We start from the raw sequence: 12,375 nt of genomic DNA, 5'->3' as shown, positions 1-12,375 counted from the left end.
ACCAGCGCGTTGGAATCGGTGGAGCCGGTGAAATTGGCGGACAGCGCTTCCTGCAGCCCGATCAGGTTGTCGGCTTCGATGCCGGCTTTGAGGCGCAGCACGCCGGTGGCATCGCTGCCGTAGTTATCCAGCCCGATGGTGTAGAACACGTGGTCGCCGGGCTTGTTGTTGAGGTTGACGATGGAATCGCCGGGCGATTGGCCGGGCAGGATTTGCATCTCGGCCTGATTGCGGCGCAGGCGGTTGATCTGGTCGACGCCCTGCTCCAGATCGGTGAGGTTGAGCACTTGGCCCGGCTCGGCCGGGAAGGCCCACAGCGTGCCGATATCGGTAATCGCGCCGCCGTTTTGGGTGGGCTGGCCTTTGGGCGCAAGCAGCACCGGCGGTTTGCCGTTGATGAGCAGCGATTGGATCTTGCCCGGTACGAGCGTGAGCACCAGCTTGCCGGAGGCGAGGTTTTGTTCGCCCATGTAGACGCGGGTGGTGATCAGGCCGCGCTTGATCAACGCATCGGTCAGGCGGCGCATCAGCAGGTTGATGCGCCCGACGCCGAGCTTTTGCTTGAGGAATGGCGCGGTGATGCGGTCGACTTCGACCTGCTGCAGCACGGTGTTGCCGATCAGCTCGATCTGCGTGACTTCGAAGGTGGGGCCATTCTCCGGCACTTGCTCAACCGGCGTATCCAGCGGGATATCCTGCCCGGCGGCGGGGGTCGGTTGCGTGACTTCGATATTGGGCGGCGCTTGCTCGATCTGCTCTTGCCGCTGCCGTTCGCGCTGCTCGTTCTGCAGGCGGATGGCGGGGTCTTGCTGCGGTGGCGGGTTGTCGGCGCGTGCAGCCCCGCTGCCAGCCAGTAGCAGACACAGAAGGGTGCGCGGGCCGTTGCCCGCCCAGTTCAACCAGCCCCGCATCAGTGCCACAACCAGGAGGTGAGGCCAGTGTGGTGGCTCAGGGTGACCGGATCGCGATGCGCGGTGCGGATGGTGACGACGCCATCGCTGGCCTCAACGCCGTCGGCGGCGGTCAGTACGCCGCCATCGACCAACACTTTCCCTTGCACGCTGAGCTTGCCGCCGGCGGAGGTGAACATGCCGCCGTCGTCCATCGCATAAACCTGCGCCCACTGATCGCCGAACCACGTCTTCCAGCCCGAATCACGTGAGAGCGTGGTGTACATGGGCAGTGCGGTGGCGTGCACCAGTGGCGCATTCAGGGTGAGGTTCTTGAGCGCCAGCACGCGGCCACCGATGTTGTCGATGGATTCGCTGGCGGTGAGCGTGGCATTGCCGGACACCGAAATCAGGCCGCCCTGACTTTGCACGGTAGAGGTGGCGCTGGCATGGCAGCGGAAGAAACAGGAGCGGCTGTATTGGATCTTGCCGGTCAGGTAGGCCTGATTGACCAGTTTGGTGGCGGAGTCGATCTGGAGGCCGCCGCCGTTGACCAGAATCTGGCCGCCGAGGTTTTGTACTCGCTTGCCCTTCATCGTCATGCCGCTATCGGCCACCATGTAGGCCAGTTGCGACAAGGCGAGCGAGCCGTAGTCGGTGCTGAAGCCATCGTTGCTCACCGGGAACAGGCCCAGCCGGCGGCGGCTGTTGCTGAAGTCGATGCGCTGTTCGTTGTTCGCGCCACCAATATGGGTGACCTGATTCGAGACCGTGCCGCCGGCATTCACCAGCAGTTGTTTATTACTGATGACGCGGCCGGCCTGATTGGTGATGTCCCCACCAGCCTTGAGCGAGACGTCGTCCGACTGGCCGAAGATCAGGCCGAGCTGCGTTTCCGACACGGTCTGATTGAGGATGTTGCCGCCCGCATTGAGGGTGATTGCGCCGAGCGATGCGGCGTTGGTGGTGTCACGCGTCTTGCCCTGGATCAGGCCGCCGAGGTTGGTGATGTCGATCTTGCTGGTGACGGTGACGCCGCCGTTGTAGGCGGTGACGCTGGCGCTTTGTGCGCCGTCGGTGCTGACCAGTACGTCGTTCGCGGTGATGGCGACATTGCCGGCGGCGAGGAGGTCACTGCCGGTCACTGCCGTTTGCTGGGCGGTCTTGATAGTGATATCGCCGCCGTCTGATTTGAGCAGCGATTTGATCTGGGCCGTCCCGGCTTGGTCAGCCACCTTGAGTGAATCAGCCGTGATGGCGACGCCGGCGATGCCAGACAAGGTGCTGCCGCTGACAGTGGTGCCAGCCGTGGTCTGGATCGACAGCGCGCCGCCGGTGCTCTCCAGCAGGCTGGCGGTATTGGCGTTGTTGTTCACGTCATTGCCGGCCGCCAGCGCGAGTGAACGCGACTGGATGATGAGGTTTTGCACGGCGCTGAGCTTGCTGCCGGACGCGGTCAAGTCCTGGGCGGTGGTGATGCCGATGCCACCGGTGACGCTGGCGGCAACGCCATTGAGTGACAGGGCGGATTGGCCGGCTGCAGTCTGGGTGATGATCAGATCACCGGTTTGCGTCACCTTCTGGTGGCTGTCGGTCACGCCCACCGCGAAATGGGTGTTGGCGAGCGCGACTTCCGCCGCTTGCAATTGCGTGCTGCCGTTGGATTGGATCGTGGTCGGGTCGCCGGCATCAAAACCATTGCTGGCAAGTTGCCCGGCCACCATGACCACATTGCCCTTCGACTGCACGGCCGCGCCATCCAGCTGGACTTTGCCATCGGCCTGCACCACGAAATCGCCGACCGAGGCCAGCGCCTTGCCGGCCAGATGCACGCCTGCGCCGAGGTCGGTGACCATCAACTCGATACGGCCCGAGGTGAGCGAGCCGGTGCGGCTGATGTCGATCAGTGCAGCGCCGGGGTTGGAGGTCTTGGTGGCGGCGAAGGCGATGTAATTGGAGAGGTTGTCGGTCGGGGCGACGGAGGTATCGAACTCGGCCAGCGTGCTGCCGGCGACCAGCCGCGTCACCGACGTGGCGGACGAGAAACTATTAGTCACCGGCCCTGCCACCGAGAGCTGCTTGGCGATCAGGTCGAGACTGAGCATAGCGCCGGAGAGGCCATCCGGCCCGATCTGGATCTGGCCGCCGGTGGTGGTCAATACAACGTTGCGCTGCAGCTTGCCGGGTGCGGGGTGGAAATCATCGAACGACACCTTGCCGGTGCTCAGCACCACGTGGCCGGTGTTCACGAACGAGCCGCCGTTGACGGTAATGCCGTTGGGGTTGGCGAGGATCACGTTGGCCCGCTGCCCCACCACCGAGATCGCGCCCTGAATCAGGCTGGGATTACTGCTGGTGACCTCGTTGACGATCATTTTGGCGTTGACGCCGGTGTTGACGAGATCCGCCCCGGCCTTGCCCACGCTGAAGCTGGAATAGGTGTTGTGCGACACGCCGGAGACGGTCGGCGCAATGGCGATACTGGCTTTGCCGGCCGCGTTGTAGCTGACCGAAGTGGCGGTCTTGCCGTCCACGACGATGTCTGCCGCGCCGGCATAGGTTGAGGCCACCGTGCCTGAATAGATCGTGGCGACGGCCACGGCGATCAGTTTTACGGCGAAGTGTGCGCGTCTTGAATGGCGACACGCCAAGCTGCTGCCCGTCAGAGCCATCTGCGGCAGTAAGGAAATTTTGGTCATTTTTGTTAGATTCTTACAATCAATTAAATTTTAACCGATGAACCCAATACCCCGAAATCCCGTTCATCGGATATGTTGGAAATGTGACATTGACAAGCAAGAACCCACCAACTAGCGAGCCAAAATTTCGGTCAATTACTCGACCTCAGTAGCCAATCTGATCACCAAGCACATAAAAATCAGATACCTAAACCAACAGAGCACAATAAAACCACGCGATTTCAAGTGCGGCGTGGCAAATCCAAAAGATGAGCAACCCTCACTCCAGCCACAAACTATGCGTTACTCACCAAGCACACACTTGCCGACTACAGGTCTTCATTCTCTGACCAACAACGTAAAACAATCACAACATCAGGACAATGAATTCCATCGGCATTAAGGTACAAATAAAAATACTGAATCCAAACATACTAAATGATTCAGAATTTAATCACTGGGTGGCCTGTACGCACAATGCAGCGCATGGGTACCCACTCAGGCGTACGGGTTCTGGCGCTGCTGTTCATCCCAGCGCAGCCAGGCCTCCAGGAAGAAATGCCCGAATACCGTCCTGACCGCTGCCCTGTATTCGGCTTTCGCGTCCAGAGACAACTGGTGGTAGTCCTGCGAAAACGCCTTGAATGAAGCGTGGTACACCGGAGACATCGGGTCGGGCTTTCGTTTTGGCACAGGAGAAATCCGCTCTTTAAATAGCAACATCATTTATGAAATGCGTTCGAAACCACCACCACATGCATGCCACGCTTTGGCATCCGCGAGATGGCTGCGGTCTTTTGACGAATGGGTGCATTCGGCTTTGGTCGTACTGGGGTTGTAGGCCCAGCCATAGAAAAGCTGAACACGCTGGTCACCCAGCAACTTGTTCTTGCACGTGAAGCGATAACCGACGACAAAAGCGGGGCGAAAATCGGTGGATAACCGCCCACGGATGACTTCCTCCGCTTGCAGCCCTTCCAACGCCTCGCAAGTCGGTCCCCAGTCGTTACGCAGCAGGATTTCGCCTTGGGCTGCCAGCGCACTATCCGAGTGTCGATCACCGCATCCAATCAACGTGCCAGCAAGCATGTTGAAACCCCAAAACACATAGCCCAGACCACTCTTGCGAGTACCCATTCACAGCCTCAATGCGCACAAAGTTACTTATAGTCATCAAATCTAGCAGATGTTACGCGGATTCTGTAGATACATCGTCATCAACACCGCAGCCTTCGCTCAAATACAACAGCTAGGGTTGGCAGGTGGCAAAAGCGAGAATCAGATTCGGTATTTCAGTGCGGCAACGTCGGAATCAGCTGGAATGGTCACAAGAGGAGCTGGCAGAGCGGTCTGGCCTGCATCGGACCTATATCGGCCAAGTGGAACGTGGCGTGCGGAATATCAGCATCGACAATATGGAAGCGCTGGCCGAGGCGCTCATGCTGCCTTTGGCTGAGCTGTTGCGCAGCGACTCGTGACGTGCCCCCCAAAAAAAAGCGCCCAAATATCACCCTAATTTGTTGATACCAACATATCACAACCTTATCAGAGCCTGACAGCTAAGGCAACTTCTACTGCTGAGTTCAACAGTTGGGGTTGGGTGCGATGGCGGAAGAGCTGGCAATGAAGTTGGGCGGAAATATTGCGCGGCAGCGGCAAGCGCTCGGTTTGACGCAGCACCAGGTCGCAGATCGACTTGGGGTCAATCCCGAAACCATTTCACGGTTCGAACGCGGAGCGACCGTACCATCCCTACAAACCTTGGCCGGATTGGCCGCCGCGCTGGACAGTACCTTGGCGGGACTGATTGACGGTGTTTCAACCACGCCCGATGAATTGGCACGGGAACTGGCTGCAGTATTGCGCCCACTCAGTGAGAAAGACCGGGTACTGCTGGTGGGTCTACTAAAACAGCTTGGGCAGCGCCTGAATACGGGCTGATCTGCGGAGGTTTCCACCAAGAAAAGGCATCTGGCACGACGCTGGGAAAGACGCCTGGAAGCCACGAATCTATCTGTAGAGCTATCAAATGGAACACCGCCATCCCAGAAGCCACTTCACACGTGCCCTTGAAAAAATCTGCCTTCGGCTAGATGACGCGGGGGCCGCACCTGTTCAATGGAAAAACAGGTTTTTACACCGGATTCACGCCCCGATTGTCACTGTCTCAAATGTCTGGGTAGTTGGCTCCTATGCGCGCGGCGCACTTACTTGCGGCGACCTTGACTTGGTCGTTGATGCAACGGCGGTATTAAACGGCAGCCCGACACAGCTTCCTCCGACCAGCGCCATATCTCGGGTATTGTTTAAAAGCCCGCGAGATGTACGTATTTCCATTGGCACACCACACCAAAACACATCGGGTGTCCCCTTCCCAGATGCGCATCTCATTTGGCAAGCTGCACCGATAAAGGATTGGCACTCCGCAATCGATGCGATTCGCCCCGACCCCAACGCGGGCAGACTCTCCCGACCAACTGATTTGATTCCACTTCGACGAGAGCAAATTGATTGTTATGACGACCAGCTAGAGGAGTTGATCGCACTGAAATCAACTGGGATTTTGGATTGGGAGTTTATCCCCGTTACTGATGCAGCCATGCCAGAATCAGTAACCGAAGATGAAACTGATTTCATTCGAACAACGAAATTATTCTGCGGGCAGAAAACTCAAAAATTACTCCCGCACCTGCTGACCTTATTCCGAAACCGGAAAATCAAGTCGCAAGAAAAATGGCAGCGTTCCTATGACAAAATGAAGTTTAGGAATGGCGGCTGCGACATCTTTATTTATTGGCAGGCCATGCATCCCGACAGAACACTTGAATGAGCTGTCTACCTTTGAGGTAGCACTGATGCCGCATCTTTGTCAGCGCGGCCCAAATGGCATTTGGCTGATTAGCCGGGGAGTTGAGCATCCTGTTCGAAAGCAAGTAAAAGATATTGCGGTTTTTGCTCTGGTTGATGAGGATAATAAGCCTATTATTTATCACTATATTGATAGATACGGGGACGGAATTCGAGCTGTTGATTTCTTCTTAACAGAAGCGGCAGCAACTGCCAAAACTCGCGAGGAAATAGAAACATTCGGGGAGTCGGGCAAAGTTCGAAAAATCTCTGGTGATGAGCTTCTGATTCAACTTGCGCTGATCGACGTATTACAACTCGACGATGAAGCCTTTCCATTAACCTTCTCTGGCCTGCGGCTGTTCAACGACGAGCGAATAGCTGATACCGAAACAGTACTTCGGGCACTTGCTGGCATAAGTGAGCCGTAAATTGCCGATAGCTTTGCCTGCGTGCTCAAAGAAGACGGCCGGCAAGGTTTTGACACTGCCACAGCTATACAATTTGATGTGGTGATTGCCGATATTCAGAGGCCGCATAAATCTAAATTTGAATTCGCCAAGGCATTGCTTGCCGAATTCGGATTACAGCTTCCGATTATCGCGCTCACCGCCCATATCAATTTATTGCAGGAAGACCCGCGCTCCAAATTGTTCAGTGCGTATTTAGCGAAGCCTGTTGCGCCAACCGCGCTGCTTACTACCTTGCAGGAATGAGTGGATGGGTGAGATATAAAAAAATGTTACGTTGCTCAATGAACTAGATGGCAGTCAGAACGCGCTGCAATTGCTATCGGACGGGAGGCGTCCTCTTGGGCAAATCCGGCCACTTTATTCCTCTTGTATGGCCCCGAGGGCTGCACGGCCTACGTCGGTGATGTGGCCTGACTCGGTGACCAGGCCGCGAAGGCGAAGTACCTGTAACGTTTTTTGCAGTTGCGCCATTTGGCCCATGCCGGATAAGCCATGGCTTGGGCTGCGTCCGGCCGTGATGTTTTGCAGCACGAATCGCATGGATTGGGAAAGATAGGGCTGTGCCATAAGTATCGGCCGTTTCGTCTGTCAAGATGCCTTTGTTTCGGATCGAAGGGGGCCAGAGGTCAATATCAGAGCATTGCTATGTTGCGGGCTTGGCGCAGCAACCATTTCACGCTAGCCCTCACATCCTGTGAGTTGGTGCTTTTGTTCCATGCGACTCGATCTGATGTTGCAAATCCGTTTGCAGGCAGCTAATTTTTGAAAGAAAAAAGAAAGCCCGCTGACGCGGGCTTTCGGGTACAACTCGTAATCTTACGATTACAGTTTATTGTAGCAACGGCACTCACCCCGGAAAACTACAACAGGGCCAATCTAGCACAGGAAAAATCCATGCAACAAGCGCTTCGTTATGATCTTGGCCTCGACATCGGTATTGCCTCGGTCGGATGGTGTGTATTGGGTGAGCAGCGCATCATTGATTTAGGTGTACGCGCTTTCGATAAGGCCGAAACACCAGAAGGCGAATCGCTCAATGCGGGTCGGCGCTCCGCGCGATTGCTCCGCCGTCGCTTGCGTCGTCGAGCATGGCGGCTACTTAAACTTGCGCGTTTACTCAAGCATGAAGGCTTGATTGCAAGCAGCCAATTATTCCAGCGACAGGTACCGATAACACAATCGTTGTGGATTCTGCGAGTCGAAGCGCTAGACCGTTGCTTGGGTGGCGAAGAATGGGCAAGGGTGATTTACCACTTGTGCAAGCATCGGGGCTTCTGGTTTGCACGCACAGCCGATGCCATGGCCTCGGAAGGCGGCAAAGTAAAGCAAGGGTTGGAACGCACACGGGCACTGATGGAGGGAAAGGGTTATCGGACAGCGGCCGAAATGATGCTAGCCGAATTTCCAGATAACCAGCGCAACAAACGTGGCGATTACGGTCAGTCCCTTGCCCGCGATTTACTCGCCGAAGAATTGGCATGCTTGTTTGCATGTCAACGCGAACTAGGTAACCCACATGCCGCGACCAGATTCGAATCGGCAATTCTTGCTCCCGAAACCGGCCTGTTCTGGCAACAAAAACCAGCGTTGTCCGGCGAAGCCATGCTCAATCTGATTGGTAAATGCACGTTTGAACACAATGAATATCGGGCAGCCAAGCATAGCTGGTCTGCCGAGCGTTTTGTCTGGCTTACGCGCTTGAACAATCTACGCATCAGCATTAACGGCGAAAGTAGGCCGCTCAATGCTGACGAACGCGTAGTTGCACTGAACCTGCCCTATGAACTAGCTAGCGTCAAATACAAACAACTTAAGACCAAGCTAGTAACGCAGGGGCTTTGGAGTGCCGACGTACGTTTTACTGGACTCAATTATCGCGATGGCAGTAAGGACCCAGAAGATGCCAAGCTGATCGAACTCAAGGGCTGGCATACCTTACGCAAAGCGCTTGAAAAAGGGGGACTCAAGACTGAGTGGCAAAGCCTATCCAATCGGTATTATGAGCTTGACCAAATCGCCACAATCCTGAGTCTTTACAAGACTGACAATGAAGTTGTCCACGAGCTAGGCCAATTAGGCTTGGCTAAGCCAATCGTTAATGCGCTATCGGTTGAAAGCTTCAGCGACTTCGTTCGCCTGTCGCTGAAGGCGTTGTCCGGTATCTTGCCACAAATGGAGCAGGGCAAACGCTATGACGAAGCGTGCCTTGCCGCTGGCTATCATCATTCCATGGCGGCTGAAAAGAGCCTCAGTCATTACCTGCCTAAGTTTGACGGTGAAGCACCAAACAACCCGGTTGTATTACGCGCGCTTAATCAGGCACGCAAAGTGGTCAATGCCCTGATCCGCAAATATGGTCCACCCTATGCTGTCCATATCGAAATGGCGCGAGATTTATCGCGCCCATTGGATGAGCGGCAAAAAATTGAAAAAGACCAAAAGGAATATGCGACGCGCAACGAGCAAGATCGTATTCGCTTTGCCGAGGCGTTTGGCCGCAGTCCCACCGGACGTGAGTTTGAAAAATGGCAGCTTTATCACGAGCAGCATGGCAAATGCGCGTATAGCCTGACGGCACTCGATCTCAACCGCCTGATCGACGATGCCACTTATGCCGAAATTGATCACGCGTTACCGTACTCGCGCAGCTTCGATGACAGCAAGAACAACAAGGTGCTGGTACTGACGGCGGAAAACCGCAACAAGGGCAATCGTACGCCGTATGAATACCTCGGCGGGGCCGTGGGTGCTCAACAATGGCTGCGTTTTGTCACTTTTGTCAGTAGCAATCATAGCTACCGTCAAGCCAAACGCGACCGATTGCTGCGCAAACACTTCAATACGCAGGAAGCAACAGAATTCAAGGCGCGCAACCTAAATGACACCCGTTACGCCTGCCGCTACTTTAAAAATTTTGTTGAAAATCACTTGGCGCTGCACCCAGAGGGGGGACATCAGCGCTGTGTTGTTGTTAGCGGGCAACTAACGAGCTTCCTGCGCGCGCGTTGGGGCTTGGCCAAATTACGCAAGGCAAGTGATCGTCATCATGCCATTGATGCTGCAGTAGTCGCTGCGTGTAGCCACGGTATGGTCAAACGACTATCAGACTTTGCGCGCCGCAAGGAACTGGACGCAGTGCGTGAAGGCTTTGTCGATCTGGAGACCGGAGAAGTCGTGAATCTGGCTATCCTGCATCAGCTCGATAAACACTTCCCGCGCCCGTGGCTGCATTTCGACGATGAATTATGCATGCGAGCCGGGCAGGATCGCAGCACTGGTCGGGTGCGCGACGACTTGCCATTGGACGAAATGCGAAAGCACCTCGCCGTGCTGGGTTATGACGAACTTGCGCTGGCCAAAATAAGGCCGCTTTTCGTATCCAGAGCGCCAAAGCGGCGCAATGGCGGCGCAGCGCACAAGGACACGATTTATGCCGCCCGCTCAACGAACGACAAACCTAATCGTGTTACACAAAAGCTGCCACTTACCGACCTAACGCTGGCGCATTTTGGCGGGCAAGAATATGACGAAGGAGGCTGCTCACTGATCGAGCCGCACCGCAATGCGCGGCTTTACCGCGCCTTGCACGAGCGGTTGCTCGCGCATGGCGGCAAGGCGGACAAAGCTTTCGCCACTCCGTTCTACAAGCCATCTGTTAATCACGAACGGGAGCCGCTGGTACGTGGCGTCACGTTGGTCATCGACAAGTTGTCCGGCATCCCAATTCGTGGCGGCTTGGCTAAAAATGACAGCATGATACGCGTCGACGTGTTTGGCAAAGCTGGCAAGTTCCACTTGGTCCCGGTGTATGTGCATCACCGAGTGGCTAAGGCATTGCCGAACCGTGCGATTGTGCAGGGTAAGGACGAAGACGAATGGACATTAATCGACGACAGTTTTGAGTTTCGGTTTTCGGTGTACCCAAATGATCTGCTGCGTATTCAGCAGAAAGGCAAGCCCATGATCGAGGGGTACTACGCAGGCTGTGATCGAGCGACGGGTAATCTTGCAGTATGGGCACATGACCGCGATCAGCAACAGGGCAAAGATGGATTGATTCGCGGCATCGGCGTCAAAACCGCCGTTTCGGTCGAAAAATTCAACGTTGACGTACTCGGTCGTGTCTATCCCGCCAAGTCTGAGGTGCGGCGTGGGCTGGCGTAGCGTAATCATCAGCCAGCCAGCGCGGCTGTCGGTGAAAAACCGCCAGTTGCTGCTGGAACAAGAGACTGGTGTCACAGCCACCCTGCCGCTAGAGGATTTGAGTGTGGTCGTGCTAGAAACACCGCGAGCGATGATCACCAGCGCATTGCTCTCCGAGCTGGCAACGCATGATGTTGCACTGATTACATGTGACGAAACGCATCATCCCAATGGCGTGCTGCTACCGTATTTGCCGCATAGCAGAGCACTTAGGGCGATGCAGAAGCAGTTGGCATTGACAGTGCCGCAAAAAAAACGCGCCTGGCAGAGCATCGTGCAACAGAAGTTGCGCAATCAAGGGGAGTGCTTGAACCGATTCCTCCCTGGCGCTGGCAGATTTTTATTCGACCAAGCCGAGCGAGTACGTTCAGGCGACCCCGATAACCGCGAGGGCGGTGGCGCACGCTATTACTTTGTCGAACTCTTCGGCAGAGACTTTACGCGTGAACAGGATGACTGGATCAATGCTGCGCTGAATTATGGTTACGCCATCATCCGGGCTGCCATTGCTCGTAGCTTGGTCGGTCACGGATTCTTGCCCGCATTCGGGCTGCACCATAAGAATCAGCTCAACGCGTTTAACTTGGCCGATGATCTGATCGAACCGTTGCGTCCGTTGGTTGATGGCTTGGTCAGAGCTCAGGTGAGACAGGGCTGTGATGCCCTGATCACTGCGGACAAAGCAGGCTTGGCGCAACTTCTTTATGCGGATGTACGGATGAACGCCGGTGTGATGAATGTCCTCACTGCTATCGAACACATGGTGGAAAGTTTGGGGCGCTATTGCGAAAACACCATGCCAGTCGAGCTGGATTGGCCGATTATCCTGAGTTGATGCGGATACTGCTCAATGAGCCAGGAGACCCGCCGTTTCATGCGTCTGATCGTGTTTTTTGACCTTCCCACGGTAAGCAAGGCAGACAAACGTGCCTATACCGTTTTTCATCGATTCCTCGTTCAAGACGGCTATGAAATGTTGCAATGGTCGGTGTATGCCCGGATCGCAAATGGTGAGGATGATGTCCGAAAACATCAGCAGCGGCTTGTTGTAAATTTGCCGAATAAGGGCTCGGTTCGGTGCATGAAAGTTAGTGAAAAACAGTATGCCGCGATGGATATTTTGGTCGGAACGTTGACGGTGCAGGAAGAAAAAATCGGTAAGCAGCAATTATTGTTGTTCTGATTTCTGGATTTTTTCGGCTAAAAAAAGAATAACCCTCTGTAAAAACAGAGGGTTATTGGTTAGATATTGTAGCTTTCCGGGGTGAGAGAGGGAGCTACAAC

Annotated in this window: 12 protein-coding genes; 8 read left to right on the top strand and 4 right to left on the bottom strand. The window is 55.3% G+C overall.

Annotated elements, in window-relative coordinates; all coding sequences use genetic code 11:
- The 4 genes from BR41_RS22500 to BR41_RS22485 form a co-directional block, all read right to left on the bottom strand.
- Positions 1-911, bottom strand: a 911-nt coding sequence (locus tag BR41_RS22500) for a POTRA domain-containing protein (protein ID WP_169741351.1), incomplete at its 3' end; no start/stop codon positions are given.
- Complete coding sequence (locus BR41_RS22495; protein ID WP_051711597.1) at positions 911-3,589, bottom strand: two-partner secretion domain-containing protein; 2,679 nt, start codon at positions 3,587-3,589, stop codon at positions 911-913. The genes BR41_RS22495 and BR41_RS22500, both read right to left, overlap by 1 nt.
- A 477-nt stretch (positions 3,590-4,066) precedes the next feature.
- Positions 4,067-4,294 carry a hypothetical protein gene (locus BR41_RS22490; protein ID WP_035061872.1) on the bottom strand — a complete coding sequence of 76 codons (228 nt, stop codon included), beginning with the start codon at positions 4,292-4,294 and terminating at the stop codon, positions 4,067-4,069.
- Entirely contained in the window at positions 4,295-4,705 is a 411-nt protein-coding gene (locus BR41_RS22485) for a hypothetical protein (RefSeq protein ID WP_035061869.1), read from the bottom strand.
- A gap of 158 nt (positions 4,706-4,863) precedes the next feature.
- Here BR41_RS22485 and BR41_RS22480 point away from each other — a divergent pair, with 158 nt between their 5' ends.
- From BR41_RS22480 to cas2, 8 genes are all read left to right on the top strand, one after another.
- Entirely contained in the window at positions 4,864-5,046 is a 183-nt protein-coding gene (locus tag BR41_RS22480) for a helix-turn-helix domain-containing protein (RefSeq protein ID WP_245616039.1), read from the top strand.
- A 127-nt stretch (positions 5,047-5,173) separates the two neighbouring features.
- A complete protein-coding gene (locus tag BR41_RS22475; RefSeq protein WP_035061921.1) occupies positions 5,174-5,509 on the top strand; it encodes a helix-turn-helix domain-containing protein in 336 nt (111 codons plus the stop codon).
- 88 nt (positions 5,510-5,597) lie between these two features.
- Positions 5,598-6,398, top strand: coding sequence for a hypothetical protein (locus BR41_RS24485; protein ID WP_156970888.1), 801 nt, complete (start codon positions 5,598-5,600; stop codon positions 6,396-6,398).
- Positions 6,391-6,846, top strand: a complete 456-nt coding sequence (locus BR41_RS22470; protein ID WP_156970886.1) for a hypothetical protein — start codon at positions 6,391-6,393, stop codon at positions 6,844-6,846. Before BR41_RS24485 ends, BR41_RS22470 begins: the two co-directional genes overlap by 8 nt.
- A gap of 21 nt (positions 6,847-6,867) precedes the next feature.
- Entirely contained in the window at positions 6,868-7,131 is a 264-nt protein-coding gene (locus BR41_RS22465; RefSeq protein WP_035061863.1) for a response regulator, read from the top strand.
- Positions 7,132-7,650: 519 nt separating this feature from the next.
- Entirely contained in the window at positions 7,651-11,052 is a 3,402-nt protein-coding gene (gene cas9 / locus BR41_RS22455) for a type II CRISPR RNA-guided endonuclease Cas9 (protein ID WP_211251837.1), read from the top strand.
- Entirely contained in the window at positions 11,039-11,926 is an 888-nt protein-coding gene (gene cas1, locus BR41_RS22450; protein WP_051711651.1) for a type II CRISPR-associated endonuclease Cas1, read from the top strand. The genes cas9 and cas1 overlap by 14 nt, the downstream gene beginning before the upstream one ends.
- Positions 11,927-11,941: 15 nt before the next feature.
- Positions 11,942-12,274 (top strand): CRISPR-associated endonuclease Cas2, encoded by a 333-nt coding sequence (gene cas2, locus BR41_RS22445; protein WP_035061857.1) that lies wholly within the window; start codon positions 11,942-11,944, stop codon positions 12,272-12,274.
- Positions 12,275-12,375: the final 101 nt, after the last annotated feature.

This window comes from Andreprevotia chitinilytica DSM 18519, assembly GCF_000711875.1.
Taxonomy (GTDB): Bacteria; Pseudomonadota; Gammaproteobacteria; order Burkholderiales; family Chitinibacteraceae; genus Andreprevotia; species Andreprevotia chitinilytica.
This window is presented reverse-complemented; position numbering and strand designations above follow the sequence as displayed.

Coding starts and splice junctions, on each gene's coding strand:
- BR41_RS22495 (WP_051711597.1), bottom strand. CDS start 3,589: ATGACCAAAATTTCCTTACTGCCGCAGATGGCTCTGACGGGCAGCAGC.
- BR41_RS22475 (WP_035061921.1), top strand. CDS start 5,174: ATGGCGGAAGAGCTGGCAATGAAGTTGGGCGGAAATATTGCGCGGCAG.
- BR41_RS22485 (WP_035061869.1), bottom strand. CDS start 4,705: ATGGGTACTCGCAAGAGTGGTCTGGGCTATGTGTTTTGGGGTTTCAAC.
- cas2 (WP_035061857.1), top strand. CDS start 11,942: ATGAGCCAGGAGACCCGCCGTTTCATGCGTCTGATCGTGTTTTTTGAC.
- BR41_RS24485 (WP_156970888.1), top strand. CDS start 5,598: ATGGAACACCGCCATCCCAGAAGCCACTTCACACGTGCCCTTGAAAAA.
- BR41_RS22490 (WP_035061872.1), bottom strand. CDS start 4,294: ATGATGTTGCTATTTAAAGAGCGGATTTCTCCTGTGCCAAAACGAAAG.